At 70.9% G+C, this 26,197-nt stretch carries 23 protein-coding genes, 1 pseudogene and 1 riboswitch; of the genes and pseudogenes, 12 read left to right on the top strand and 12 right to left on the bottom strand.

Annotated elements, in window-relative coordinates; translation table 11 throughout:
• Position 1 precedes the first annotated feature (1 nt).
• The 4 genes from BDK92_RS15695 to BDK92_RS15705 all read right to left on the bottom strand — a co-directional run bounded on the left by BDK92_RS15695 (position 2) and on the right by BDK92_RS15705 (position 3,281).
• Complete coding sequence (locus BDK92_RS15695) at positions 2–850, bottom strand: sulfurtransferase (RefSeq protein ID WP_121157391.1); 849 nt, start codon at positions 848–850, stop codon at positions 2–4.
• A 167-nt stretch (positions 851–1,017) separates the two neighbouring features.
• On the bottom strand, positions 1,018–1,095 hold the full coding sequence (locus tag BDK92_RS41005) for an Ms5788A family Cys-rich leader peptide (protein WP_311202345.1): 78 nt from the start codon (positions 1,093–1,095) through the stop codon (positions 1,018–1,020).
• An 82-nt stretch (positions 1,096–1,177) separates the two neighbouring features.
• On the bottom strand, positions 1,178–1,954 hold the full coding sequence (locus tag BDK92_RS15700; RefSeq protein ID WP_246017053.1) for an LmeA family phospholipid-binding protein: 777 nt from the start codon (positions 1,952–1,954) through the stop codon (positions 1,178–1,180).
• A 226-nt stretch (positions 1,955–2,180) separates the two neighbouring features.
• Positions 2,181–3,281, bottom strand: a complete 1,101-nt coding sequence (locus tag BDK92_RS15705) for a hypothetical protein (protein WP_121157392.1) — start codon at positions 3,279–3,281, stop codon at positions 2,181–2,183.
• Positions 3,282–3,541: 260 nt separating this feature from the next.
• Here BDK92_RS15705 and BDK92_RS15710 point away from each other — a divergent pair, with 260 nt between their 5' ends.
• The 7 genes from BDK92_RS15710 to pstB all read left to right on the top strand — a co-directional run bounded on the left by BDK92_RS15710 (position 3,542) and on the right by pstB (position 10,947).
• Positions 3,542–4,264, top strand: coding sequence for a winged helix-turn-helix transcriptional regulator (locus tag BDK92_RS15710; RefSeq protein WP_121157393.1), 723 nt, complete (start codon positions 3,542–3,544; stop codon positions 4,262–4,264).
• Between the two features lie 195 nt (positions 4,265–4,459).
• Entirely contained in the window at positions 4,460–5,527 is a 1,068-nt protein-coding gene (locus BDK92_RS15715) for a polysaccharide deacetylase family protein (protein WP_246017054.1), read from the top strand.
• A gap of 108 nt (positions 5,528–5,635) precedes the next feature.
• Positions 5,636–6,610: a mycothiol synthase gene (gene mshD / locus BDK92_RS15720; RefSeq protein ID WP_121157394.1), complete on the top strand. Its 975-nt coding sequence runs from the start codon at positions 5,636–5,638 to the stop codon at positions 6,608–6,610.
• Positions 6,611–6,822: 212 nt separating this feature from the next.
• Positions 6,823–7,926, top strand: a complete 1,104-nt coding sequence (gene pstS / locus BDK92_RS15725) for a phosphate ABC transporter substrate-binding protein PstS (RefSeq protein ID WP_121157395.1) — start codon at positions 6,823–6,825, stop codon at positions 7,924–7,926.
• A 44-nt stretch (positions 7,927–7,970) separates the two neighbouring features.
• Entirely contained in the window at positions 7,971–9,071 is a 1,101-nt protein-coding gene (gene pstC / locus BDK92_RS15730; protein ID WP_121157396.1) for a phosphate ABC transporter permease subunit PstC, read from the top strand.
• Between the two features lie 41 nt (positions 9,072–9,112).
• A complete protein-coding gene (gene pstA / locus BDK92_RS15735) occupies positions 9,113–10,150 on the top strand; it encodes a phosphate ABC transporter permease PstA (protein WP_425462305.1) in 1,038 nt (345 codons plus the stop codon).
• Positions 10,151–10,170: 20 nt separating this feature from the next.
• Complete coding sequence (gene pstB / locus BDK92_RS15740; protein ID WP_121157398.1) at positions 10,171–10,947, top strand: phosphate ABC transporter ATP-binding protein PstB; 777 nt, start codon at positions 10,171–10,173, stop codon at positions 10,945–10,947.
• A 108-nt stretch (positions 10,948–11,055) separates the two neighbouring features.
• On the opposite strand, the gene BDK92_RS15745 is transcribed toward pstB, so the two are convergent.
• Positions 11,056–12,009 carry an NUDIX hydrolase gene (locus BDK92_RS15745; protein WP_121157399.1) on the bottom strand — a complete coding sequence of 318 codons (954 nt, stop codon included), beginning with the start codon at positions 12,007–12,009 and terminating at the stop codon, positions 11,056–11,058.
• A gap of 77 nt (positions 12,010–12,086) precedes the next feature.
• On the opposite strand from BDK92_RS15745, the gene BDK92_RS15750 reads away from it, so the two are divergent.
• The gene (locus BDK92_RS15750) at positions 12,087–13,055 is read left to right on the top strand and encodes a Gfo/Idh/MocA family protein (RefSeq protein WP_121157400.1); all 969 of its coding nucleotides are present in this window, start codon (positions 12,087–12,089) and stop codon (positions 13,053–13,055) included.
• Between the two features lie 78 nt (positions 13,056–13,133).
• Here BDK92_RS15750 and BDK92_RS15755 read toward each other — a convergent pair whose 3' ends face one another.
• From BDK92_RS15755 to BDK92_RS15765, 3 genes are all read right to left on the bottom strand, one after another.
• Positions 13,134–14,147 carry an inorganic phosphate transporter gene (locus BDK92_RS15755; protein WP_121157401.1) on the bottom strand — a complete coding sequence of 338 codons (1,014 nt, stop codon included), beginning with the start codon at positions 14,145–14,147 and terminating at the stop codon, positions 13,134–13,136.
• A gap of 76 nt (positions 14,148–14,223) precedes the next feature.
• A complete protein-coding gene (locus tag BDK92_RS15760; RefSeq protein ID WP_121157402.1) occupies positions 14,224–14,850 on the bottom strand; it encodes a DUF47 domain-containing protein in 627 nt (208 codons plus the stop codon).
• 163 nt (positions 14,851–15,013) lie between these two features.
• On the bottom strand, positions 15,014–15,940 hold the full coding sequence (locus BDK92_RS15765) for a PPK2 family polyphosphate kinase (protein WP_121157403.1): 927 nt from the start codon (positions 15,938–15,940) through the stop codon (positions 15,014–15,016).
• A 169-nt stretch (positions 15,941–16,109) separates the two neighbouring features.
• Between BDK92_RS15765 and sigJ the strand changes: the two genes are divergently transcribed.
• The gene (sigJ, locus tag BDK92_RS15770; RefSeq protein WP_121162205.1) at positions 16,110–17,105 is read left to right on the top strand and encodes an RNA polymerase sigma factor SigJ; all 996 of its coding nucleotides are present in this window, start codon (positions 16,110–16,112) and stop codon (positions 17,103–17,105) included.
• Positions 17,106–17,116: 11 nt separating this feature from the next.
• On the opposite strand, the gene BDK92_RS15775 is transcribed toward sigJ, so the two are convergent.
• Complete coding sequence (locus BDK92_RS15775) at positions 17,117–17,620, bottom strand: DUF402 domain-containing protein (protein WP_121157404.1); 504 nt, start codon at positions 17,618–17,620, stop codon at positions 17,117–17,119.
• Positions 17,621–17,886: 266 nt separating this feature from the next.
• Here BDK92_RS15775 and BDK92_RS15780 point away from each other — a divergent pair.
• Positions 17,887–19,968 (top strand): annotated as a pseudogene (locus BDK92_RS15780) (ATP-dependent DNA helicase); the annotation flags it as partial.
• 3 nt (positions 19,969–19,971) lie between these two features.
• Here the strand turns inward: BDK92_RS15780 and BDK92_RS15785 are convergent.
• Positions 19,972–21,276, bottom strand: coding sequence for an AI-2E family transporter (locus BDK92_RS15785; RefSeq protein ID WP_342775820.1), 1,305 nt, complete (start codon positions 21,274–21,276; stop codon positions 19,972–19,974).
• 195 nt (positions 21,277–21,471) lie between these two features.
• Here BDK92_RS15785 and BDK92_RS15790 point away from each other — a divergent pair, with 195 nt between their 5' ends.
• Entirely contained in the window at positions 21,472–21,810 is a 339-nt protein-coding gene (locus tag BDK92_RS15790; RefSeq protein ID WP_121157407.1) for a GroES family chaperonin, read from the top strand.
• On the opposite strand, the gene BDK92_RS15795 is transcribed toward BDK92_RS15790, so the two are convergent.
• Positions 21,801–23,348, bottom strand: a complete 1,548-nt coding sequence (locus BDK92_RS15795) for a PrsW family intramembrane metalloprotease (RefSeq protein WP_121157408.1) — start codon at positions 23,346–23,348, stop codon at positions 21,801–21,803. The two genes, BDK92_RS15790 and BDK92_RS15795, sit on opposite strands and share 10 nt — an antisense overlap.
• 111 nt (positions 23,349–23,459) lie before the next feature.
• A riboswitch (SAM riboswitch) is annotated at positions 23,460–23,578 on the top strand.
• A gap of 46 nt (positions 23,579–23,624) precedes the next feature.
• On the opposite strand from BDK92_RS15795, the gene BDK92_RS15800 reads away from it, so the two are divergent.
• Entirely contained in the window at positions 23,625–24,914 is a 1,290-nt protein-coding gene (locus BDK92_RS15800) for an aminotransferase class V-fold PLP-dependent enzyme (RefSeq protein ID WP_121157409.1), read from the top strand.
• A gap of 14 nt (positions 24,915–24,928) precedes the next feature.
• Here BDK92_RS15800 and BDK92_RS15805 read toward each other — a convergent pair whose 3' ends face one another.
• On the bottom strand, positions 24,929–26,134 hold the full coding sequence (locus BDK92_RS15805; RefSeq protein ID WP_121157410.1) for an FUSC family protein: 1,206 nt from the start codon (positions 26,132–26,134) through the stop codon (positions 24,929–24,931).
• Positions 26,135–26,197 lie beyond the last annotated feature (63 nt).

Genomic DNA, 26,197 nt, shown 5'->3' on the forward strand with positions numbered 1-26,197 from the left:
CTCAGGCCCTCCCCGGTTCGTCGCCGAGCGCGATCGGCACACCGATCAGCGAGCCGTACTCGGTCCAGGAACCGTCGTAGTTCTTGACGTTCTGGTGTCCGAGCAGTTCCTTGAGGACGAACCAGGTGTGCGAGGAGCGCTCACCGATCCGGCAGTACGCGATGGTGTCCAGTCCGTCGTCCAGCCCGGCCTCGCCGTAGATCTTGCGGAGGTCGTCGTCGGACTTGAAGGTGCCGTCCTCGTTCGCCGCCTTGGACCACGGCACGTTCACCGCGGTCGGGATGTGGCCGGCCCGCTGGGACTGCTCCTGTGGCAGGTGCGCCGGAGCGAGCAGGCGTCCGGCGTACTCGTCGGGGGACCGGACGTCGACCAGGTTCTTGACCCCGATGGCGGCGACCGCCTCGTCGCGGAAGGCGCGGATGCTCAGGTCCGGCTCCTGCGCCACGTACTGGGTGGCCGGGCGGGTCACCGCGTCCTTGACCAGCGGCCGGGCGTCCAGCTCCCACTTCTTGCGACCGCCGTCGAGCAGCTTGACGTCGCGGTGGCCGTAGAGCTTGAAGTACCAGTACGCGTACGCGGCGAACCAGTTGTTGTTGCCGCCGTAGAGCACGACGATGTCGTCGTTGGCGACGCCCCGCTCGGAGAGGAGCGCCTCGAACTGGGACTTGTTCACCGCGTCGCGGCGTACCGGGTCCTGCAGGTCCTTGCGCCAGTCCAGCTTGATCGCGCCGGCGATGTGGCCGCCGTCGTAGGCGGTGGTGTCCTCGTCGACTTCGACGAAGACCACGCCCGGGGTGTCGAGGTTCTTCTCGGCCCAGTCGGCCGAGACGAGTGCGGTGTCGCGACTCATCAGATCACTCCAAGGTCTTGGATGATGGATTGGTGAGCCAGCGCGGGTATCGAAGGATTTCGTCGCACCACGCGCGGGACCCATAGCGAGAGGGATCACGGGTTTGTGCGACGGCGCCGCTGCCGGGCGTGAGGAAAATCAGAGGGTACGCGAGAGCAGCCCCGCCGTCAGATGACGGGGCGACACAGGCAGGTGGCCACGCGGCACAGGTCGACCGCGCGCCGTTTGGTGAGGAGCGTCCCCATGGGCTGGGAGCTTACCAGCCGGAAATAATCGCGTCACGAGCCGACCACGATCCGGGATCGCGCCGGAGCAGCCAACCAAAGGTCAGTTGATCGGTACGTTCTTCGCGGTGGCCCGGACGGACAGTCCCTGGGGCAGCGGCCGGACCTCCTGCACCTGGAGGTTGAACGGCAGCTCCGGCAGGGGCAGCCGGATCGCGATCCGGCGCACGTACTCCTGCACGGCCAGGCGGGCCACCGGGATGTCGGGCAGGCCCTGCACGTCCAGGTCACTGAAGCTGAGCGCCACCTCGGCGCCCTCGACCTTGAGGTTCGCGGCGCCGGTGACCGTGAACGCCTGACCCAGCACCTGGACCGGGGCGGTCACCATCAGCTTGCCGCCGTCCTCCTTGAGCTGGAGGCCGGGCTGGTCGACCAGCTTCAGCACGCTGTCGTACGCGATGGTCGCGGTCCCGTCGACGGTCCCGGCGGTGACCTGCCCCTGCCCGGTACGGAGTGTGTTGATCGACGCGCGGATGTCCTGCGCGTCGATGTGCAGCTCGGGCAGGTGTACGGCCTCGGCGTTGGCGACCGGCGCCTCCACGTCACGCACCACCACCACGATCGACTGGTAGTTGCCGGCGATCACCTGGCTGAGGAACGGGAACCCGTTGACGCTCACGTCCGGCGGACCGGACTTGATTCCCTCACGGGTGATCTCCTGGCTGATCCTGGTGCCGATCTCGCGCTCGGCGAAGCCGACCGCGTACCGGTCGGCCACGACCAGGCCGACGAGCAGCACCAACAGCAGAACCAGCAGGCCGATGAGCAGTTTGCGGCCGCGTCGGCGCGGCCGCTCGCCCGTCCGGTGCGATCGGGGCAACCGCCTGGGGTAACCCTCATCCTGTGCCGGATAACTGTCTGCCACGCCACCCGCCTTCGCCTACCGGACCGGCGGTGCCACCGATCGGGGAACCGCTACGTACCCGGCCCGCGCGAACCTCAACCCGGGCGAGAACATGATCCCCTACGCCCGATTTTCCCGCCCTCCTCCCTCCCCCGGCGGATCGCACCGGAGGGAGGAAGGAACCACCCGAAGGGGCGAAGAGCTAGAGGAAGAACACGCTCATCGCGTACGCGGCCGGCGCGGCCAGGGCGAACCCGCCGAGCGGACCCTGCATGTGCCGGGCCACCCACATGGTCGGCGGCTCACCCGCCATCAGTCGGCCGGCTTCCGAGTAACCGACACCGAGGTCCGCCAGGACCGCGGCGGTCGCCGCGACCAGCCCGACGACCGCACCGCTGGTCGGGGTGAAGCCGACGACGTATCCGCCGATGACGCCGCTGGCCAGGGTGCCGAGCATCGCTCCCAGGACCACGCCGGCCGCACCCCGGGGCACCTGTGGCGCCAGCCGGGGCCAGGGCAGTACCGCGTCGGTGAGCCGGGCGACCACGAGCGCCACGCCGCTGCCGCCGAGGCAGACGAAGATCGCCTGGGTGCCGATCGGCAGCCGGCTGAGCACGATCAGGCTCGCGAACGCGACCACGCCGATCACCACCAGGAGGGTGGCGCCGAGCGACTCGGTGACCTGGGCTCGGTCGGTTCGGCGGACCAGTTGGCCGAGCACGCCGACCACGAAACCGGCCACCGCCACGTAGCCGACCGGCCCGAGGGCCGCGACCTGCGGCAGGATCGCCGCCGCGTCGGCACCGGCGGCGACCGCCACGGCCACCCCGGCGACCAGCGGCAGGGCGGGCGGGCGCATCGCCATGGTCCAGGCCAGGATGTAGAGCAGTTGCACCCCGAACACCACGAGCGCGAACGGGATCCGCGCCCCTGGGCCGGAGGTCTGCGCACCGAAGACGAGCCCCAGGCCGAGCAGGCCGGCGAAGCCGGCGATCGCCAGCGCCAGCGGGCGGCGGATCGGGACGGGTTCGAACTCCTCCTCGTCCGACTCGTCGTCGATCTCCGGGTCCAGGCCGCTACCGGGGACCGGATCGTCCGCGCCACGCTTGCCGCGCAGGCGCCGACGACCGGTCTCGGGCTCCCGTTGTTCGTCCGCGGCGGGCGGTTCGTCAAAGGGCATGCCGGACGGGCCGGGCGCCGGCGGGTAGCCGCGGTGGGGGCCGGACGGTGGTCCGGCCGGTCCGCCACGGGGCCCGTCGGCCCAGGAATCGCGACCGGTCTCGGGTGACGTCGAGGGGAACACGCACTGATCGTGCCAGATCGGGCCGCTGACGCACGGATTCTGGTTTCGGTCGTGTAAAAACCTCCCCCATTGAGGTCGAGAACACAGCCGAAGGGGCAATCGTCCGGGATCACCTTGCGGCGGATCCGATAAGCTCGGGCCTTACCCCGCCCCGTCAGCGACGCCGGGACCGACACCATTAACCAGTGGCACGAGCCGGCCCTGATCCGGAGAGCCACTGGCCACCGCGCGGCGATGCGCCGCCGGGACGGAGGTGATGTGTGGAGATCCTGTTGCTGGTCACCGCGCGCGCAGGCGAGCCGTCGGCCGTGCTGCCCGCCCTCGACCTGCTCCCCCACTCGATTCGCACCGCACCACGGGACGTCCGCACGCTCGTAGCCGGGCCCAGCCCGGACGCCGTACTGGTGGACGCCCGCTCGGAACTGAGCGAGGCCCGTGCCACCTGCCGCATGCTGCACGCCACCGGTCTGGGCGTACCGCTGGTCGCGGTGGTCACCGAGGCTGGCCTGATCGCGCTCAACGCCGACTGGGGCGTGGACGACGTGATCCTCGCCAGCGCCGGCCCCGCCGAGGTCGAGGCGCGGTTGCGGCTCGCCGTGGGGCGGCTCACCAACGCGATCGCCGGTGCCGGCGGCCAGATCCGGGCCGGCGAGCTGTCGATCGACCCGGACACCTACGCCGCCAAGCTGAAGGGTCGGCCGCTCGACCTCACCTACAAGGAGTTCGAGCTGCTCAAGTTCCTCGCCCAGCACCCCGGCCGGGTCTTCACCCGGGACCAGCTGCTGCGCGAGGTCTGGGGCTACGACTACTTCGGCGGCACCCGCACGGTCGACGTGCACGTACGGCGGCTGCGGGCGAAGCTCGGCTCCGAGTACGAGTCGATGATCGGTACGGTCCGCCAGGTCGGTTACAAGTTCGTCGTACCGCCCTCGTCCCGCTCCCTGCCGGAGTCGGAGCCGGCGACGGCGCCCCTCCCGGTCTGACCGTTTCCGGGCTCCGTCCGGTTCTTCGGTGTTCCGAGCCGGTTCTGTCCTCGACCAACGAACGCCACCTGGTGACCACACCGGGTGGCGTTCGTTGTATCCAGGTCACCATTTCCGGCAACTGGCCGAATCAGATATTTAAGCGGCATTTGGTACGTACGCTGAGTTCCCAGGCACGGCACAAGGGGGACGGCAGTGGCATCGACGCGTGGCCAGGAAGGGTCGGTCGGCCGGGACGGACGACGGCAATCCTTCCTGGCCAACCCGGCCAACCTGTCCCTGATCGTGGTCCTCACCCTCGCCGCCGGCTCGATCCTCGGCGGGGTCTACGTCCTCGGCCGCGCGCTCAGTCCATCGGAGCAGGTGCAGGACCCACTCAGCGTCTCAGCCCCGCCCGACACCAGACCCACCCACGCAACCACACCGGGCAACCCACCGGCCCCGCCTTCCCGGTCGGCCACCTCCCCCTCGCCCACCCCGACGGAATCGGTCCGGGAGACGACCCCCGCCGACGACCGCCCCCGGCTCGCCCTCGAACGGGGCGGCCCGTACGGCGCGCGGCTCACCTCCGGCTCCGCCGACGTGGCGCTCACCTTCGACGACGGGCCGGACCCCAGCTACACCCCGCAGGTCCTCGACCTGCTGGCCGAGTACCAGGTCAAGGCGACCTTCTGCATGGTCGGCGAACAGGCCGCCGCCCACCCCGAGCTGGTACGGGCGATAGTGGCGGCCGGCCACACCCTGTGCAACCACTCCTGGTCACATGACCTGACCCTGGGCAGCCGGTCCCGTACGGCCATCCGGTCCGACCTGGCCCGCACCAACGCCGCCATCAGTGCCGCCGTACCCGGCACCCGGATCGTCTACTTCCGGCAGCCCGGCGGCGCCTGGACCTCGAACGTCGTCGGCGCCGCCTGGGAACTCGGCATGACCTCGCTGCACTGGGCGGTGGATCCACGGGACTGGACCCAGCCGGGTGCCGGCAGCATCGCGTCGACCGTCACGGCGGGCGTACGCGCCGGCTCGATCGTGCTCATGCACGACTCCGGCGGCGACCGGCAACAGACCGTGAACGCACTGCACACCATCCTGCCCAACCTGCTGCGCCGGTTCGAGCTGTCGTCCCTGCCGACCGGGCCGCCCTCGACCAGCACGGACAACACCGGTGCCACAGCGTCGGGCGCGCCCCGGCTCGACACCTCGGTCCGTACGCCCGATCCGTCGGCGGGGGCCACCGAACCGTCCGCCGCTGCCGTCCGGTAACCGGTCCCGTCGGCCGCGCCGGACCGGCTCCCGGACGCGGTGGTGATCTCGCCCTCGGAACACGATCGCGGTCCGGCCGAGTTGGTAGCGGCGGGATAACGTAACGGAGTGACCACGGCAGCCCCAGAGGTAACCCGGATCGATCGCCTCGAACCGGGGCAGATCAGCGACCTCCTGGCGCTTGCCCAGGCCGCCGACCGGGCCGATGGCGCACACCCCCTCTCCGAGCACGTGATGCTTCGGCTCCGCTCGGAGGACCCCGCCCCGGTCGACCACCTCGTCCTGCGCGACCGCACCGGCGTGCCGGTCGGCTACGCCCAGCTCGACCGGACCGGTGACCCGGCCGGCGCCGAAGCGGAACTGGCCGTACACCCGCAACACCGCCGGCAGGGGCTGGGCCGGGCCCTGGTCGACGCGGCAGTCGCCCGCAGCGGCGGCGCCGATCTGCGCATCTGGGCGCACGGTGATCACCCGTCGGCCGCCGCTCTCGCGCTCGACCTGGGCTTCACCCGCGAGCGGGTGCTGTGGCAGTTCCGCCGACCGCTCGGCGGGACCAGCACCGGGCCGGTTCTGCCTGCGGGTGTCGTACTGCGCGCGTTCCAGCCGGGTCAGGATGACGAGGCGTGGCTCGCGGTGAACCGGCGCGCCTTCGCCGAGCATCCCGAACAGGGCCGGTGGACCGCGGCCGACCTGACCGTACGGATGGCTGAGCCGTGGTTCGACCCGGCCGGCTTCCTGCTCGCGGTCGAGGAGTCGACCGGCCGCCTGCTCGGTTTCCACTGGACCAAGGTGCACGCCCAGCCGGGCCCGGCCGACGCGCACGGCCAGCGGGACGCGGCCGTTCCAGGCGAGATCCGGCACGAGCCGATGGGCGAGGTGTACGTGGTCGGGGTCGACCCGGAGGCACACGGCCTCGGCCTCGGCAAGGCGCTGACCTGGGCCGGCCTGCGCCATCTGGGTGACCGTGGGTTGACCAGGGTGATGCTCTACGTAGATGAATCCAACGTCGCGGCGGTGGCCCTCTACACGCGGCTCGGCTTTTCTCGGTGGACCACGCACGTCCAGTACCGACACACCGCATAACGGACGTAGCGAACTCCGGCCCCTCAGTTCACGGAACGGACAACTCGCCCTCAGCTCTGGTCCATCTGACCGGCCGCACCTGTTCACCCTTCGTTCACTCACGCCCGGCGAACCGGCTACCTGGCACTTCTAACTTGCCTAGTAGCCGGTGGATAGCCGGCTCCCGGGGCAGAGTTCCCGGCGCTCCGTCCATGTGAAGGGAAACCCCTCAGGTGAAGCTCCAGCGGCACGGCATTCTTGCCTGCCTCGCTCTGACTGCGGCACTTGCACTCAGTGCGTGCGGCTCGGACAACAACGAGCCCGCCGGGCCCTCGGCCTCCGGGTCTGCCGCCGCGGCCGACTGCGCCACCGGCACCATCAACGCGCAGGGTTCCTCCGCGCAGAAGAACGCCGTTGCCGAGTGGGTCAAGGCCTACCAGCAGCAGTGCACCGGCGTGACCATCAACTACGAGCCTTCCGGTTCCGGCGCGGGCATCCAGGCCTTCATCGCCGGCACCGCCGACTTTGCCGGCTCCGACTCGGCGCTCAAGGACGACGAGCAGCCGAAGGCTGACGCCAAGTGCCCGTCGGGCAAGGCCATCCACCTGCCGATGGTCATCGGCCCGGTGGCCATCGCCTACAACCTGCCCGGTGTGACCGGCCTGCAGCTCAAGCCGACCACCCTGGCGCAGATCTTCGCCGGCAAGGTCACCAAGTGGGACGACGCCGCGATCAAGGCCGACAACCCGAGCGCGACCCTTCCGTCGACCGCGATCCAGGCCGTGCACCGCTCTGACGAGTCGGGCACGACCGACAACTTCACCGCCTTCCTGAGCAAGACCGCCGAGGCCGACTGGACCTTCGGCAAGGCCAAGGCGTGGAAGGCCCCGGGCGGCACCGGCGCCAAGGGCTCGGACGGCGTGGCCGCCCTGGTCAAGCAGACCGCCGGCACCATCGGCTACGTCGAGCTCTCGTTCGCCGAGAACTCCGCGCTCAGCACCGCCAAGGTCGCCAACGGAGCCGGCGAGTTCGTCGCGCTGAACGCCGAGTCGGCCGGCAAGACCATCGCCAGCGCCGAGGTCACCGGCCAGGGCGACGACCTGAAGCTGTCGATCGACTACAACACCAAGGAGGCCGGGGCCTACCCGATCGTCCTGGTGACCTACGAGATCGTCTGCAACAAGGGCCTCGCGGCTGACAAGCTCGCGCTGGTCAAGGGCTTCCTCGGCCACGCGGCCAGCAGCACGGGACAGGCCGACCTGGCCGACCTGGGCTACGCCCCGCTGCCGGAGTCGGTCCGCACCAAGGTCGAGGCCGCCGTCAAGAGCATCGCCTGACCCGGTAACCCAGCCCCCGGACACCACACGGAGCGAGCGAGCAGATGGGTGAAACCCCTCCCCGCTCGGCCGACGCCGGCACCGGCGGATCGGGCGTGACGACGAGTCACGACCGACCCGCCGGTGCTTCGGCGCAATCGGCCGAGTATCCAGCGATACCGTCCCACCGGGCCCCCAACGACGGACCCGGACTGGGCGGCGGCGGCGCGCTTCCCCGGCGCCGGGCGTTCGGTGCCGAGCAGGCATTCCGCGTGCTGACCCTGGCCGCGGGCACGATGGTGCTGGTCATCATCGTGGCGATCGCCATCTTCCTGGTCAGCAAGGCGATCCCGGCGCTACAGGCCAACCACGAGAACTTCTTCACGTACAAGAACTGGGCACCCAACGAGGGCGAGCCACGCTTCGGCATCGCCGCGCTGGCCTTCGGCACCGTACTCAGCGCGGTGATCGCACTGCTGCTCTCGGTACCGGTGGCGCTCGGCATCGCGCTCTACCTCTCGCACTACGCCCACCGGCGGATCGCCACCACGCTGGGCTTCCTCATCGACCTGCTCGCCGCCGTACCCAGCGTGGTCTTCGGTCTCTGGGGACGCGACGTGTTCAGCGGGCCGGTCACCGACTTCTCCGTGTGGCTCAACAAATACTTCAGCTGGATCCCGCTCTTCGGCGGAGAGGGACCATTCGGCCGCGCCATCATCCTCGGCTCCCTGGTGCTGGCGATCATGGTGCTGCCGATCGTCACCTCGCTCTCCCGTGAGGTCTTCACCCAGACCCCCACCGCCAACGAGGAGGCCGCCCTCGCCCTGGGCGCCACCAAGTGGGAAATGATCCGCACCTCGGTCCTGCCGTACGGCCGGCCGGGTGTGGTCGCCGCGGTCATGCTCGGGCTGGGCCGCGCACTCGGCGAGACGATCGCCCTGGCGATGACCCTCGGCGCCGGCTTCCTCATCTCGTTCAACGTGATCCAGTCCGGCGGCAACTCGATCGCGGCCAACATCGCCAACGGATTCAGTGAGTCCAACGACATCGGCCGCGGCGCCCTGATCGCCTCCGGTCTGGTCCTGTTCGCGATCACCCTGGTGGTCAACATGACCGCCCGAGTGATCCTGAACCGCCGCCGCGAGTTCACCGAGGGGGCAGCGTGAGCACATCGACACTGGCCGGCCCCAGGAACACCGGGGTGGACCTGCGCGGCCAGCGGCTGCCGAAATGGGCGCCGATCGGCATCGCCGTACTCGCACTGGTCCTCGCGGGCGTCGTCGTCTTCGGCGCGGGCATCGGGAACTGGGTGCTGGTGGTCGCCCTCGGTGCCGTGTTCTACCTGTTCGGCCTCTACCTGGCGGCACGTAACGTCGAGGGGCGGCGGGCGGCCAACAACCGTACCTGGAGTGCCCTGATCCACTCCGCGTTCGTGCTCGCCGTACTCCCGCTCAGCTCGGTGGTCTGGACGCTGGTCTCCAAGGGAGTCGCGCGGCTGGACGGCAACTTCTTCGGCACCTCGATGAACAACATCGGCGCCCGGGACCCGGAGGGTGGCGCCTACCACGCCATCATCGGCACGCTGGAGCAGGTCGGCATCGCCACCCTGATCACCGTGCCGCTCGGCATCGCCGGCGCGATCTACATCGTCGAGTACGGCCGGGGCCGGTTCGCCAACATCATCCGGTTCTTCGTCGACGTGATGACCGGTATCCCGTCGATCGTCGCCGGTCTGTTCATCCTCGCGTTCTGGGTGCTGATCGTCTCCCCGCACTTCAGTGCCGACGGGCGGCCGGGCTACTCCGGCTTCGCCGCCGCACTGGCCCTGAGCGTGCTGATGCTGCCGACCATCGTCCGGTCGACCGAGGAGATGCTCCGGCTGGTGCCGGCGCCGCTGCGGGAGGGTTCGTACGCCCTCGGCATCCCGAAGTGGAAGACGATCCTCAAGATCGTTGTACCGACCGCCCTCCCCGGCATCGTCACGGGCGTGATGCTCGCCATCGCCCGTGCCGCCGGTGAGACCGCGCCGGTGCTACTGGTCGCGGGCGGCACCGCGGCGATCAACTTCAACCCGTTCGAGAACAACCAGTCGTCGCTCTCGCTCTTCGTCTACGGCCAGGCCACCGACGCCGGGCGCTACTCGCCGGACCGGGCCTGGACCGCCGCGCTGACCCTGGTGGCACTCGTGCTGGTCCTCACCATCGCGGCGAAGCTGCTCGCTCGCCGTAGCCAGATCTCCCGATGAACCCCGGAGGAGCAATCACCATGGCAAAGCGCGTCGAGGCGGAGGGCGTCACCGCGTACTACGGGTCGTTCAAGGCGATCGAGAACATCAACCTGACCGTCGAGCCGAAGACCGTCACCGCCCTGATCGGGCCGTCGGGCTGCGGCAAGTCGACCTTCCTGCGCTCGATCAACCGGATGCACGAGGTGCTGCCGGGCGCCCGGGTCGACGGCAAGCTGACCATCGACGGCCAGGACATCTACGACCGCGACGTCGACGTCACCGCGGTACGGCGGATGATCGGGATGGTCTTCCAGCGCCCGAACCCGTTCCCCACCATGTCGATCTTCGACAACGTGGTCGCCGGGCTGAAGCTCAACGGCGTACGGAAGAAGTCGGTGCTGGAGGACGCGGCCGAGAAGGCGCTCCGCTCGGCCAACCTCTGGGACGAGGTGAAGGACCGGCTGGGCAAGCCGGGTGCCGGCCTCTCCGGCGGTCAGCAGCAGCGGCTCTGCATCGCCCGGACGATCGCGGTCGAACCGCAGGTGGTGCTGATGGACGAGCCCTGCTCGGCGCTCGACCCGATCTCCACGCTGGCGATCGAGGATCTGATGTTCAAGCTGAAGGACCAGTACACGATCATCATCGTGACGCACAACATGCAGCAGGCGGCCCGGGTCTCGGACCGTACCGCCTTCTTCTCGATCGAGCGCACCGGTGACCCGGGCCGCCTGATCGAGTACGACTACACCCAGAAGATCTTCAGCAACCCGAGCGTCAAGAAGACCGAGGACTACATCACCGGTCGCTTCGGCTGATCGGCAGCGCCCTCAGCGGTCTTCCGGCGACCCGACCTGGTTGCCGGAAGACCGCTTTTTTCGTTTAAGACCGGTTCGGCGCCCAGGAGCGGGAGCCGCGCGGCGCGGTCAGCGGAGCAGGAACCGCGCGGTGCCGTCCGGGGCCAGTTCCAGTCGGGGCAGCACCGGGGTCGCGACGTCCCGGGTCGACGCGGCCGCCGGCACCCCGGCCAGCGCCCCGCACGCGGCCACCTCGGCGAGCGTGACCCGGGTCGGCGGCAGCATCGCGATCTCGCCGGCGTCGGCGCGGGTCGTCGCGTCGGTCGGCCGGATCCACATGGTGTGGTCCGCCTCCCCGCTGACGTCGCGGGTCCGCTGCCCCTGCGGCAGCAGGGCGACGAAGAAGTACGTGTCGAAGCGGCGCGGTTCGAACTCCGGGGTGATCCACCGCGCCCAGGGCAGCAGCAGGTCCGCCCGGAGGGTGAGCCTGCGCTCGCGCAGCAGGTCGGCGAAGCTGATCCGCCGCTCGACCAACGCCTGCCGCGCGGCCTCCCAGTCGTCGCCGCTGACGTCGCCCACGATGGTCCCGGGGCCCGGCCCGGCGAGCAGCACCCCCGCCTCCTCGAAAACCTCCCGAGCGGCCGCACAGAGCACCGCCTGGGCGGCCTGCGGCGCCAGCCCCAGCCGGTCACCCCAACTGTCGGCGGACGGGCCGGACCAGTCGAGTGCCGCCCGCGAGTCGGACGGGTCGACGCCACCGCCGGGGAAGGCGTACATCCCGCCGAAGGTCATCGCGGCGAGCCGGCGGATCACGTACACCTCGAAGTCGGCACCGGCGACGGCCGGACGGCCGGCCACGGTCGCCGCACCCGACGGCGAACGCGGCCCGGGGTCCGCCCCGGTCGCGACCGGCTCCCCTCCGGTCGTGGTCGGCCCCGGGTCGGTCGTGGTCGGCTCCGGACGGAGCAGCAGTACCGTCGCGGCCACCCGGGGCGTCGCCGCAGGCGCACCCGTGGCGTAGAACCGGCGGGCATGCTCGACCAGCGACTCCGGTGCGGCGAACCCACCGCTGTCGATCGTCATGCCGCCGAGCCTAGTAGGGGATCTTGACTGGTGGACGTGCTGGCCGGGACCGATCCGGGCTCGGCTAGCGTGCTGCCATGACACGTTGGGGCATCCTGGCCACCGGCCACATCGCCGCCCGGTTCGTCGAGGACCTGCGGCTGCTACCGGACGCCGAGGTCGTCGCGGTCGGCTCCCGATCCGAAGACGCGGCCCGGCTCTTCGCCGACCACCACGGCATCCCCCGAGCTTATGGATCATGGGCGGAACTCGCCGCCGACGACGAGGTGGACGTGGTGTACGTCGCCACCCCGCACGCCGCCCACTTCGACGCCACCATGACCTGCCTCGAAGCCGGGCGGGCGGTGCTCTGCGAGAAGCCGTTCACCCTGGACCTGGCGACCAGCACCACCCTGATCGAGACCGCCCGGAAACGGGATGTCTTCCTGATGGAAGCCATGTGGATGCGCTGCAACCCCACCGTGCTGCGGGTGCTGGACCTGATCGCCGAGGGCGCGATCGGCTCGGTGACCGCCATACAGGCCGCGTTCGGGGTCGGCGGGCCGTTCCCGCCCGAGCACCGGATGCGGGCCAAGTCGCTGGGCGGAGGCGCTCTGCTCGACCTCGGGGTCTACCCGATCAGCCTGGCCCACGTGGTGCTCGGCCGACCCGACCACGTCCGCTCCTGGGCGAAGATCAGCCCGGAGGGCGTGGACGAGAACACCGGCATCATCTTCGGGTACGACTCCGGCGCGGTCGCGTCGCTCAGCTGCGGCATGGTCGGCGAGACGCCGCTGACCGGGACGATCACCGGCACCACCGGCCGGATCGAACTCTCCGAGCCGTTCTTCCGCCCGACCGGGGCCACCGTGTACCGGGCCGGAGCCGAGCCGGAGGTCCTGCCGGCCGAGTTGGTCGGCAACGGCTACCAGTACGAGGCGGCCGAGGTGCAGCGCTGCCTGGCCGCCGGGCTCAAGGAGAGCCCACTCGTGCCGCACGCGGTCACTCTCGACGTGATGGACCTGCTGGACGGCATCCGCACCCAGATCGGCGTCACCTACCCCTGACGCCGGCTGCCCGCCGCGACGGTTAGGAAGGGCCCCTTCTTATCGGAAAACGATAAGAAGGGGCCCTTCCTTTAACGGTCAGAAGAGGGGGCGGACGACGAAGTAGCAGATCGCGGCGATCGCGGCGGCGGCCGGGAAGGTCAGGATCCACGCGGTGACGATGTTGCCGGCGACTCCCCACCGGACCGCGGAGAGCTTCTTGGTCGCCCCGACACCCATGATCGCCGAAGTGATGGTGTGGGTGGTGGAGATCGGCAGCCCGAGCCGGGAGGTGGTGAAGAGCACGATGCTCGCCACCGTCTCGGCCGCGAAGCCCTCCGGCGGGCCGAGGTCGATGATCTTCCGACCGAGGGTACGGATGATCCGCCAGCCGCCCGCGTACGTGCCGAGCGCCAGCACCGTCGCCGAGGTCCAGAAGACCCACTCCGGAATGTGCGTCTTGCTGTCCTGGTAGCCCCCGGCGAAGAGGGCCAGCACCACGATGCCCATGGTCTTGGCTGCATCCTGCATGCCGTGGCCGATGGACATCGCCATCGCCGAGACGGTCTGCGCCCAGCGGAAGCCCCGGTTCAGCTTCGCCGGATTGCCCCGCCGGAAGATCCACATCACCGCCAGCATCATCAACGCGCCGAGGCTGAACCCGACCAGCGGCGAGGCGATCATCGGGAGGACCACCTTGAGCAGGATGCCGTCCCAGAGGACGGTGCCGCCGACCCCGAAGGGGATGGCACAGAGGGTCGCCCCGACCAACCCGCCGAACAGCGCGTGCGAGGAGGACGAGGGGATGCCGAAGTACCAGGTCAGCAGGTTCCAGCAGATGGCGCCGAGCACCCCGGCGAAGACCACACCGAGGCTGGCCAGCCCGGCGGGCAACTCGACCAGGCCGTCGCCGACCGTCTTGGCCACGTTGCCGCCGAGGTGGGCGCCGATGAAGTTGCCGACGGCCGCCATGGCCAGCGCCACCCGGGGGGTGAGCGCGCGGGTGGAGATGCTGGTCGCGATCGCGTTCGCGGCGTCGTGGAAGCCGTTGGTGTAGTCGAAGAACATGGCCACGGCGATCACCGCGAGTACGGCGATGAGCTCCGGGGTCACGCGTCGACCCCAACCCACGTACGGACCATCGGAGGGGGCGCCTGCGGCGGCGCGATGGTTCGCTCGGTCACCGGGATCAGGACTCCTTGACCGCGATGGTCTCGACGGTGTTGGCGACGTGCTCGAAGGCGTCGCAGGCCGCCTCCAGTTCGTCGGCGACCTCCTTCATCTTCAGCACGGTCAGCGCGTCGTACTCGCCGGAGAAGAGCCGGACCAGCAGCATCCGGTACGCCTGGTCGCCGTCGTTCTCGAGCCGGTTGCACTCGATCCAGTAGTCCTCGAGGTCCCGCATCGACCGCAGTCGGGGCATCGCCTCGGCGGTCAGCCGGGCCTGCTGGTCCAGGACGTTGACCAGCTCGTGCATCTCCCGGGGCAGGGAGGGGAGCTTGGTCAGGCCGTAGAGGTAGAGCAGGTTGCCGACCGCCTCCAGGTGGTCCATCACGTCGTCCAGCAGCGAACCGAGCCGGTAGATGTCCTCCCGGTCGAAGGGCGTGATGAAGGTGGAGTTGATCTTCTTGTACAGCTCGTGGGTGATCTGGTCGCTGTCGTGTTCGACCTCGGTGAGCCGCTCGCTCACCGACTGCACGTCGACACCGGGCAGGGCCAGCTCGTTCAGCAGCTCGGTACCCCGCACCAGGTTCTGCGCGGCTCTGGTGAAGAGCTCGTAAAAGGCACCCTCGGTAGGGCGGAAGGAAAACTTCACGGCACGGACCTCGTCGCGTCGTCGGTGGGGGTGGCGGGCGTCAACGGACCTGGAAGCTGGACGTCAGCGGTACCTGCCTTGGGGAATGCTAGGAAACGACAAAATCCCGCAACCGGCGGCCCACCCCTGGCCAGGTCCGATTCACTCCTCGTTTACCTGCTGTTCACTTTGACTCGACGGAATCGACACCGGGACGTACCGATCCGGGATGTAGATCGAGCAGCCGGCGCCGCTCCCGCTCCGGATCGAAGGTCGGCTCCGGGTAGGTCAACCCCAGCCCCTCGAAGGTCTCCCGCAACAGGTTCGCCACCGCCCAGTCGCGGTACCACTTCCGGTTCGCCGGCACCACGAACCAGGGCGCCCGCGCGGTGTCACAGCGGCTCAGCGCCTCCGCGTACGCCGCCTGGTAGTCGACCCAACGGGACCGGGTGTCCACGTCCCCTGGCTCGTACTTCCAGTGCTTGTGCGGATCGTCGAGCCGCCGCAGCAGCCGGTCGAGCTGCTCCTCGTACGAGATGTGCAGGAACACCTTGAGCAGGGTCACCCCACCCTCGGCCAACTCCTCCTCGAACTCGTTGATCTCGCCGTACCGGGCCCGCCAGATCTGCTCCGGCACCAGCGACTCAACCCTCGGCACCAGGACGTCCTCGTAATGTGATCGATTGAACACACCGACGTACCCCGGCGGCGGCAGCGCGCGCCGGATCCGCCAGAGGAAATGGTGGGCCCGCTCCTCCTCGGTCGGCCGCACGAACGACCTGATCTGCAACCCCAGCGGGTTCATCGTGCCGGCCACCCGCCGGATGGTGCCGTCCTTGCCGCCCGCGTCCATCGCCTGGAGCACCAGCAGCACCCGGCGCCCGGCCGCCGGCTCGACCTTGGCCGAGGCGAAGAGCATTTCCTGCTGCCGCCCCAGCTCCGTCCCGATCGCCGCCACCTGAGACCTGGCCCAGGTCTTCGGCGCGGCGCCGACCACCCCGGCCGAGGGCAACCCCGGTGTCGTACCGGGGTCGATCGCGGCCAGATCCACCCCCGCCCCGCCGCTCGACACCCGCAGCAGCTCGCGGAGGGAGCGCTTCAACCCACTCATTCCGGCACCTTGTCGCGTCCACTCATCCCCCGATCATCGCCGAACATCCCGTCCACTGCCCGGCGCGTCACACTTCGTTGGCCCAGCGGCCCCGATGGGCGGAGAATTCGACCGGAACCGATCCGGTCCGCGGCCAGCGGCCGAAGACGATCAGGGGGCGGGCAACGGCGTGCGTGACCTGGCGACCGAGTTCGAGGCCGAACGCGATCATCTGATGGCGGTGGCGTACCGGATGCTCGGCAGCCGGGCCGACGCCGAGGACGCGGTGCAGGAGACCTGGCTGCGCTACGCCCGTACGCTCGCCGACCCGGCCGCCCGCGCCGAGATCCGCGAACTCCGCGCCTGGCTCACCACCACCACCGGTCGGATCTGCCTCGACCTGCTCCGCTCGGCACGGGTACGCCGCGAGGCGTACCCCGGTCAGTGGTTGCCCGAGCCCGTGGTGAGCCGGCTACCCGACCTGCCCGGCCTGGCCCGCCCCGCCGCCGCGACGCCGGCCGAGGCGAACGGCTTCGCCCCCGACCCGGCGGAACGGGCCGCACTGCACGACGAGGTCGGCATCGCACTGCTGGTGGTGCTGGAACGCCTCACCCCCGAGCAGCGGGTCGCGTTCGTGCTGCACGACGTCTTCGCCGTGCCGTTCGGCGAGATCGCCGCCGTGCTGCACAGCACGCCCATCGCCGCCCGACAGCTCGCCTCCCGGGCCCGCCGTGCGGTCGCCGAGGGCGGCCCCCGCCACACCGCCGACCTGGCCGAGCAGCAGCGGGTGCTCGCTGCCTTCATCGCCGCCACCGAATCGGGTGACCTGGAGCGGCTGGTGACGGTACTCGCGCCGGACGTGGTCTTCGTCGGCGACAGCGGTGGGCACCTGCCCGCCGCACGCAACCCGGTCGTTGGCGTACTCAAGGTGGCCCGGCTCACCCTCGGCCTGCTCGACCGGACCGTCCGAGCCGTCGACGCCCGGACCCGACCGGTGCTGGTCAACGGCAGCCTCGGGCTCCAGGTCGAAGGGGACTACCGGGGGCGGGGGCGGTTGCGGATGGTGACCTGGTACACGATCGCCGACGGTCGGATCACCGGCATCTTCCACCAGCTCAACCCGGAGAAGTTGAGCCGGGTGACGGAGCTGGGGCCGGACGCGCCGAGCTGGCCACCCCGCCCCTGAACCCGGAGGGCTCAGACCACCAGGGCCAGCCACTTCCGGTACGCGGACGCGAACGGTTCCGTCCCGTCGCCGAGCGCGTCGTAGAGCCACTCCGCCGCCGCCTCGGCCTGCACGACGACGTCCTCCGGGTAACCGAACCGGATCCGATGCTCGGCGAACTCGTCCTCGTCGCGCAGCTCCACCACGCCGGTGGTCCGCCGCCTGACCACGTCCAGGTCGAGATCGATCAAGTGGACCGTGTCGCCCTCCCAGCGCGCCGGGCTGGCGATGTCGCAGTAGACCTCACTGGTCCTCGGCGGCGGGTTGAACATGCCGGTCCACCAGCCGGAATGTGGCACCAGCAGGACGAAGGGAATCTGCTCCACCGAGGGGCGGCCGTGGTAGACCGACTCGGTGCCGGCGGTGACCCCGAGCCAGATGCCCAGGTCGTCCTCGGCGAGCCGGCGGGCGGGGTAGTCCCGGTGCGCGGTGCCGTCGTACTTGCGGTAGACGACCCGGACCACATCGCTCGACATTCCCGCACCCTAGCCGATCCCGACCCCCCAGCGCCCCCACCAGGTACGTCGAAAGGAAGGGCCCCTTCTTATCGGATTCGGTAGTACAAGGGGCCCTTCCTAACCGAGTACCAACCGAGGTACGTGGTCCTGTCGGGACGGCCAGGTACGGTCCTACGGTGACCGCGCCGACCACCGCCAACGACACCGACGACTCTGGGAGCGCCGGAGCCCCCGGCCCGGCACCGGCGCCGAAGCGTCGACGACGCGCCGGGCGGCCGAGCACCGACGATCTGCTCGCCGCCGCGGTCGGGGCGGTGCCCGGCGGCTCGGCCCGACCGGGGCAGCAGCTGATGGCCTCGGCGATCGAACGGAGCATCGAGACCGGAGAGCACCTGCTGGTCCAGGCGGGGACCGGCACCGGCAAGTCGCTCGCCTACCTCGCCCCGGCACTCACCGTCGACGGGCCGGTGGTGGTCTCCACCGCCACCCTCGCCCTCCAGTCCCAGCTGGTCGAGCACGACCTGCCCCGACTGGCCGACGCGGTCGAGCCGGTGCTCGGCCGGCGGCCCACCTTCGCCGTACTCAAGGGTCGGCACCACTACCTCTGCCTGGCCCGCCTGGAGAACTCCACTGAGGACGAGCCGGAGGACACCCTCTTCGACACCCCCGGCCGAGGCGGCGGCGGGGGAGGGATGAAGTGGCTCGGCGAGGCCGGCCGGCTCGGCAAGCAGGTCGAACGGCTGCGCGACTGGGCGGAGCGGACCGAGACCGGTGACCGGGACGAACTGGACCCCGGCGTCGACGACCAGGCATGGCGGTTGGTCTCCATGCCCTCGCGCGAGTGCGTCGGGGCCGGGCGGTGCCCGTACGGGCCGGAGTGCTTCGCCGAGGCGTCCCGGGTGCGGGCCCGGGAGGCAGACATCGTGGTCACCAACCACAGTCTGCTCGCCGTCGACCTCCTCAACGACCGGCACATCGTGCCGCCGCACAAGCTGCTCGTGGTCGACGAGGCGCACGAACTCGCCGACCGGGTCTCCTCGGCCTCCCAGGCCGAACTCGTACCCGAGCTGATCGACCGGGCCGCCCGGCGGGCCCGGCCGCTGCTGACCCCGGAGATCGCCGAGACGCTCATCGCGGCCGGCGACGCGCTCGCGGTCGGGTTGGCCGAGGTCCCGGCCGGACGGATCACCGCCGGGCTGCCCAACCCGCTGCGGGAGGCGTGCACGCTGCTCGACTCGGCCACCCGTCAGGCCCTGGAGCGGATCGGCGAGATCAAGGCCGACGACCCCGATCCGGTACGCAAGCAGCAGGCGAAGGCCGTCCTGGACGACCTTTCGCGTACCTCGCAGCGGCTGTTGGAGGAGGACGACTACGACGTCGCCTGGGTGGAGAAGTCGGACGGTCCCGGTGCCGGGCGCCGGGCCCTGGTCGTCGCCCCACTCTCGGTGGCCGGAATGCTCGCCAACGAGCTGTACGACGAACGTACCGTCGTGGTGACCTCGGCCACCCTGACCCTCGGCGGCCGGTTCGACACCGTCGCCAAGGCCCTCGGGCTCGGTCCGGTGGTCACCGAGCCACCGTCGCCGGCAGCCGCCGCCCTGGCCGCCTCGACGGCTCGCGGCGCCTCGGCGGGGAAGACCAGCCCGCCCCCGAAGGTCGCCCCTGCCGGCGGCGCGGGTGAGGGTGAGTCCGGCTCGGGTTGGCGTTCGCTCGACGTCGGATCGCCGTTCGACTACACCCGCCAGGGCATTCTGTACGTCGCCGCACACCTGCCCCGGCCGGCCGCCTCCGGGCTGCCCGACGCGGCCGGTGCCGAACTGCTCGACCTGGTCGGTGCACTCGGTGGACGTACTCTCGGTCTCTTCTCCTCACGGCGGGCCGCCCAGCAGGCCGCGGAGCTGCTCCGGGCGAAGACCGACCTGCCGGTGCTGCTCCAGGGTGAGGAGTCGCTCCCGCTGCTGGTCCGCCGGTTCCGGGAGGACCGGGCGAGTTGCCTGTTCGGAGTGATGTCGCTCTGGCAGGGCGTCGACGTGCCGGGGGACGCGTGCCAACTGGTGGTGATCGACCGGTTGCCGTTCCCCCGCCCGGACGAGCCCCTCGCGGCGGCCCGGGCGGCGGCGGTGGACGCCTCGGGCGGCTCCGGGTTCGCGGCGGTCAGCGTGCCGATCGCGGCGGTACGGCTGGCCCAGGGCGTCGGTCGGCTGATCCGCTCGACCGGCGACAAGGGTGTGGTCGCGGTCCTCGACTCGCGGCTGGAGACCGCCCGGGGCTACGGCGCGTTCCTGCGCCGGTCGCTGCCGCCGTTCTGGTACACCACCCGCCCCGAGGTGGCCCGGGGCGCGTTGCAACGCCTCGGCAAGGAGTAGTGCTCAGGGGGCGGTCGAGGCGACCACTACCGCGTCCGGTGGCACCTCGGGCGGGCGGCGGTGGGCCAGCCGGCGTACGGCGGTGTTGAGCACCGCGATCAGTGGTACGGCGACCAGTGCGCCGACGATTCCGGCGAGCACCACCCCGGCGGCGATGCCGACGATCACCGCGAGCGGGTGGATCGCCACCGCCCGTCCCATGATCAACGGTTGCAGGATGTGTCCCTCGATCTGCTGCACGCCGATCACCACACCGAGGATGATCGCCGCGGTGACCGGTCCACTGTCCACGAGCGCGACCAGCACCGCGACCGCACCGGAAAGGGCCGCCCCGACGATCGGGATGAACGCGCCGAGGAAGACCAGGGCGGCGAGCGGAAACGCGAACGGCACGTCGAAGATGACCAGGAAGATGCCGATGCCGACCGCGTCGATGAAGGCGACCAGCACGGTGGCCCGTACGTAGGAGACCAGGGTGGTCCACGAGGCCCGTCCGGCGTCGTCGATCCGCCAACGTGCGTTGACCGGGAGCAACCTGACCAGGAACCGCCAGATCTTGCCCCCGTCGCGGAGGAAGAAGAACGTGGCGAAGAGCACCAGCAGGGCGCCGGTGAGCAGCTCGAAGAGGGTGGTCGCGGTGGAGAGGGCGCCACTGGTGAGCGCCTGGGTGTTCTCGTCAATCCACTTCTGCGCCTCGTCGATGTACGAGTTGAGCTGGGTGTCCGACAGGTGCAGCGGCCCGGTACGGAGCCAGTCCTGGATCTGCCGGATGCCCTCGGAGGCGTTCTTGCTCAGCTCCGGCACCCCGCCGATGAACTCGGTCACCACCCGGGTGAGCGTGCCGACCACGGCCGCGATGCCGCCGACCAGCACCAGTGCGGTCGCCAGCGAACGGGGGAACCGGGCCCGGAGCAACCAGCCCACGGCCGGGGCGAGCAGGGCGGAGAGCAGCAACGCGATGGCCAACGGGATGATGACGATCCGGATCGTACCGATCACCTTGAGTAGCGCATAGGTGACCAGACCGATCGCCAGGAGTCGCCACGACCACGCCCCGGCGATCCGCAGCGCCCTCGGCACCTCCGCGTCGTCCCGGCTGCTGGTGGAGGAATGCACCGAGGCGGCCTCCTCCTCGACGACCGGAGACCAGGGCGGCGACACCTCTTCCCGGGACGGCTCGGGCACCGACCGCTCCTGCCCGGCAGCTAGGTGCTGACCGGCCGCCCGCCTCGCCCGGACCGAAGCCCGGCCGGACTCGTACGCGCGGCGGGCACTCGCCCGCAGCTGCTCGAAGCGGCTCAAGCACACCTCCTAGCCGTCAGACCAGCTCCCAGCTGGAAACCGGCCTCGTCTACGGTAACCGCAGTGACGAGACCGGAACGTTCCGTTCCAGCCCTGATTTATCCCCCAGTATTGCCCCGACCGGCAGCCCGGTACGCCTGCGCGCGGCCGTGACCTCGGCCTCCGCCGCCGCCGGTTCGACCGCACGGTAGCGTTCCGTTCGTGACCGCCGATCCAGACCTCGACAACGGACTACCGATCCGCCTGCTGCACGACCGCGTCCTGGTGCGCCTGGAGGGGAGCGAGGGCGAGCGGCGATCGAGCGCCGGCATCGTCATCCCGGCGACCGCGTCGATGGGCCGCCGACTCGCCTGGGCGACCGCGGTGGGCGTCGGTCCCAACGTACGGGCGATCGTCTCCGGCGACCGGGTCCTCTACGACCCGGACGACCGCTCCGAGGTGGAGCTACACGGTCGGGAGTACGTCCTGTTGCGCGAACGCGACGTGCACGCGGTCGCCGCCCAGCGGGTCGACACCGACTCCACCGGCCTCTACCTGTAACCGCCCGGTGGCGGACCGTACGGTCCGTGACCGGCCGACGGCGGCTGCCCGTACCCGGGAGGGCCCGGCGGGCCCGCCGGGCCGTAACCGGGCGGCGGACCGTAACCGGACGGTGGGGGCGGCGCGTAACCCGGCGGCGTCGGGGCGACCAGGACCACCGGGATCGGCACCACCGGCTCGTCCGACGCGGCCACCATGCGCGGCAACCCGTCCGGGAAGGTCAGCTGATAGTTCGCCCCGTCCCAGCGGGCCACCGGCGCCTGCGGATCCCGGCCCACGAAGACCTGCCGGTAGGCGGTCATCTGGTGGAGCAACGCCCACTCCTCCTGGGCGGTACGCGCCAGGTCGGCCGGCTTGGTGTCCAGGCCCCGCAGCATCCCGTCGCGGAGCAGGGCGAGCCGGGTGGCGGAGAACTGGAAACCACGCATCGCCTTCAACCCCGGCTCACCGGCCACCCGCCGAGCCCACCGCCGGGCCGAGTGGCGCCGGCCGAGGGACCCCAACGCGGCCACCTCCGGCGGGCTGATCCAGCCGGCCCGTACGTAGTCGGGCAACCGCCGCTCGGTGAGCCGCCCCTCCCAGCCCCGCAGCCAGACCGCCAGACCGACCATGCCGAGGAAAATCGGCACCATCACGCCGACGTAGCCGTAGAGCACGATCAGGTTCTGCCCGAGCGCCGCCGCCAGCGACGGCATCAGGTTCCAGGTGCCGTGCAGCATCATCGCCGCCAGGAGTCCCGCCAGCGGGGCGAAGACCCGGATCCGCTTGTCCGCGCTACGGGCCGCGATACCCAGACCGATCCCGGTCATCGAGGTGAAGAGCGGGTGGGCGAAGCCGGTGAGCAGGATACGCACGATGAAGATCGCGAAGACGTTCTGCACCCCGGTCGCCGGACCGTACTGGTCGGCGCCGGCGGCGTAGCCGTACCCGCCGAGGTAGAGGATGTTCTCCACCATGGCGAAGCCGACCGCCGAGAGTCCGCAGTAGACGATTCCGTCGGTGATGCCGGACCACTCGCGGCGGAACAGCAGCAGCAGCAGGAGCGGACCCAGCGCCTTCGTCAGTTCCTCGATGAAGGGTGCGCCGAGCACCGCCACCAGCGAGTCGGGCAACCCCCAACGGGCGAACTGCTCCGCGGTGAGCTCGTTGACCTGCAACGAGGCGGCGGTGGCGACAAAGGCACCCCAGGCGAAACTGAGGCCGAGGAAGAGCATCGGCTCGGGCTCGTACCGGTCGAGCCAGAGGAAGCAGGCGATCAGCACCGGCACTGGCAGGATCGCCGCGGCCAGGCCGATGAGAAATGCCTGGAGGCCGAGACTGTCACCGAGCCTGATCGCCATGAAGACCGCGCAGCCGGCGATCAGCAGGATCACCACGGCCCACACCAGCACCCGCCGCCAGGTCGACCCCCGGCTGGTGATCTTCGCCACCGGTGGCGACACGGTGCCGGCCGCCCCGTTCGGCGCGGGAGGCGGAATCAGCGGCGGCTGGGGAGTGCCACCGGGCGGGGTGTCGGCCATGCCGCCCAGCGTAGCCATCCGCGACCCACTACCCGGACCGCATCCGGGGCGGATATGCTGCCGATCAGGTCACGAGTGCCAGCGACCAACGCCCACCGCCACGACCAACGGCCGGCAACCGCCGGACCAGGTCGAAGCGGTGAACGAAGCCCCAGCTTGCTGGCCGGCAACCCTCGTCGAGTTCGCGGTGGGGTGCCCTGGGTGATGACCGGGCCCAGCCCGATCCGTGTGCTGGGCAAGCGCGGGCCCCAACCCTCAGCAACCGGGGTCCCCGGACTGCCGGAGGTCGTACCCATGCGTTCCGCTCTCGTAGCCGTCTCCTCGCCCGCCGAGTCGCCGGCACCGCCCCGGCCGACCACGCCGGCCGACCACGCCGCCGGACCGCTCGACGTGCTCGGCGTCCCCGACCTGGTCAACCTCGACTACGCGGCCACCGCGCCGTGCGCCCGCGTCGCGGCCGACGCGGTGGCCGAACTGCTGCCCTGGTACGGCAGCGTGCACCGGGGCGCCGGGAGCCTGTCGCAGCGGAGCACCCTCGCCTACGAGCGGGCCCGGCAGACGATCGGCGACTTCCTCGGCACCCGGGCCGAGGACGAGGTGATCTTCACCCGCAACACCACCGACGCCCTCAACCTGCTGGCCCGCGCCGTACCGGCCGGGACCACGGTGGTCACCTTCGGCGGCGAACACCACGCCAACCTGCTGCCCTGGCCGAACACGGTACGACTGCCGGTCCCCGACTCACCCGACGCGGCGATCCGGGGACTCGCCGAGGCGCTGCGGGAACTGCGCCGCGACAGCGACCGGGCCGCCCCGATCCTGGTCGCGGTCACCGGTGCCAGCAACGTCACCGGGGAACGCTGGCCGGTGGAGGAACTCGCCGCGATGGCCCACCGCCACGGCGCCCGGATCGCCGTCGACGCCGCCCAGCTCGCTCCGCACGCACCGGTGGACATCGCCGCCTCGGGCATCGACTACGTGGCGGTCTCCGGGCACAAGCTCTACGCCCCGTTCGGCGCCGGGGTGCTCGCCGGGCGGGCCGACTGGCTCGACGCGGCGGCGCCGTACCTGCTCGGCGGTGGCGCCACCGTCGGCGTCGGCAGCGCCACCCACGACGTGCGCTGGGCGACCGGACCCGCACGACACGAGGCCGGCACGCCGAACCTCTTCGGCGCGGTCGCCCTGGCCGCCGTCTGTACCGCCCTCGACGAGGCGGACCGGGCCGAACTGCACACCCGCGAGCAGGAGCTGCTGGCCCGGTTGCGGACCGGGCTCGACGCCCTGCCGGACGTCGTCGAGCTGCGTACCTTCGGGGCCGACGCGCCCCGGGTCGGCATCGTCTCGTTCGTGGTCGGCGGCCGGGACTCCGCCGACGTCGCCACCGAGCTCGCCCGGCGGCACGGCATCGGGCTCCGCGACGGCCTGTTCTGCGCCCACCCCCTCGCCCGGCGACTGCTCACCGAGGCGGCTGGCCGCAGCGGTCGCACCGACCTGCCACCGACCGCGTTGCGCGCGAGCATCGGCCTGGGCAGCACCACCGACCACGTCGACCGCCTGCTCGACGCCCTGGCCGACCTGGGCTGACCGAAGCCGGATGGTCAGTGCGCCGCCGGGCGGGCGGTACGGGTCGGTGCGGCCTGCGGGCTCACCGCCCGGCGGACCAGCCGGTTCGCCTCGGTCCGCTCCAACCCGGTGGCCCGGAGCACGTCACTGGCGGTGGTACGGACCTGGGCGACCACCACGCTGCCGGAGAACCCGACCCCCTCGCTGTACGCCCGCCCGGCGGCGCTGACCGCACGGAGCACCCGCTCCCTGGCCGCCTCCGGCTCCAACCCGGCACCGAGTTCCTGGTGCAGCAGCCGGACCGCGTCGGCGAGCTGACGTACCGCGGAGGCCATCGCGGCCGGGATCGGCTCGTCGTCCTCCAGCGTGGTCACCGCCCGCCGTACCAGCACCCCGCTGTTGTGTACGGCGTGGTTGATGTACTCGGCGCTCTCCGCGTACCGGGTCAGCGCCCGACGCCGGTTCCACCGGGCAGGGGCGAGAGTGGCCGTCTCCCGGCCACCCTCCAGCGCGTCCTGGAGGCCGTCCATGTACTCCTCCACCCGGCGCAGCCGCTCCAGGGCGGTCTGCGCCCGGCCGGGATCGCGCTCGGCCAGCGCGTCCGCGGTCACGGTCAGCTGTTCGGCCAGGGTCTCCAGCGCCGGTCTGGCCGCCCGGTCCACGATCCGCAGCGGGTTGAGCGGCAGCAGCAACGCCACCACGGCCAGCCCCACGCCGCCGCCGATGAGCGCGTCCACGACCCGGGGAAACTCGGGGTCCATCATCGGCTTCGGCGGCAGCGCGACCAGCAGTACCGCGGTGGCCGCCGCCTGGGTCACCACGGCGACACTGCCGCCGAGGAAGATGGTGACGATGATGGAGAGGGTGACGATCGCGCCGAGCTGCCACGCGCCGTGGCCGACCAGGATGACCAGCAGGTCGCCGATCCCGATCCCGACGGCGACTCCGAGGATCAGCTCGATGGTCCGGCGCAGTCGCTGGCCGAGTGAGGAGGCCAGGGTGCCGACCGCCGAGATCGGCGCGAAGACCGGGTCGGGGTTGCCGAGGATGTCGTGCGAGACGAACCAGGCCAGCAACGCCGCCACACCGGCCTGGAGAGCGAGGACGAAGTTGGCCCGGACGGCCTGGACCCGGTCCTGCACCGTGGTCTTCGAACGCTCGCTCAGTTCGCTCACCACATGGTTGACCCGCTCACTGTCAAGGTCGGCCGCTGAGCGGACCTTGTTCCGGGCGGACTCCATGGCCGGGACTACCCGGGAGACTCGGGCGCAATCCTGCCCAGGGGCGCGGATTCCGGCCGATTC

This window comes from Micromonospora pisi, from assembly GCF_003633685.1.
GTDB classification, from domain to species: domain Bacteria; phylum Actinomycetota; class Actinomycetes; order Mycobacteriales; family Micromonosporaceae; genus Micromonospora_G; species Micromonospora_G pisi.

Coding starts and splice junctions, on each gene's coding strand:
- BDK92_RS15795 (WP_121157408.1), bottom strand. CDS start 23,348: ATGGCTACGCTGGGCGGCATGGCCGACACCCCGCCCGGTGGCACTCCC.
- BDK92_RS15695 (WP_121157391.1), bottom strand. CDS start 850: ATGAGTCGCGACACCGCACTCGTCTCGGCCGACTGGGCCGAGAAGAAC.
- BDK92_RS15775 (WP_121157404.1), bottom strand. CDS start 17,620: ATGTCGAGCGATGTGGTCCGGGTCGTCTACCGCAAGTACGACGGCACC.
- BDK92_RS15800 (WP_121157409.1), top strand. CDS start 23,625: ATGCGTTCCGCTCTCGTAGCCGTCTCCTCGCCCGCCGAGTCGCCGGCA.
- BDK92_RS15805 (WP_121157410.1), bottom strand. CDS start 26,134: ATGGAGTCCGCCCGGAACAAGGTCCGCTCAGCGGCCGACCTTGACAGT.
- pstC (WP_121157396.1), top strand. CDS start 7,971: ATGGGTGAAACCCCTCCCCGCTCGGCCGACGCCGGCACCGGCGGATCG.
- BDK92_RS15750 (WP_121157400.1), top strand. CDS start 12,087: ATGACACGTTGGGGCATCCTGGCCACCGGCCACATCGCCGCCCGGTTC.
- pstB (WP_121157398.1), top strand. CDS start 10,171: ATGGCAAAGCGCGTCGAGGCGGAGGGCGTCACCGCGTACTACGGGTCG.
- BDK92_RS15765 (WP_121157403.1), bottom strand. CDS start 15,940: ATGAGTGGGTTGAAGCGCTCCCTCCGCGAGCTGCTGCGGGTGTCGAGC.
- BDK92_RS41005 (WP_311202345.1), bottom strand. CDS start 1,095: ATGGGGACGCTCCTCACCAAACGGCGCGCGGTCGACCTGTGCCGCGTG.
- BDK92_RS15745 (WP_121157399.1), bottom strand. CDS start 12,009: ATGACGATCGACAGCGGTGGGTTCGCCGCACCGGAGTCGCTGGTCGAG.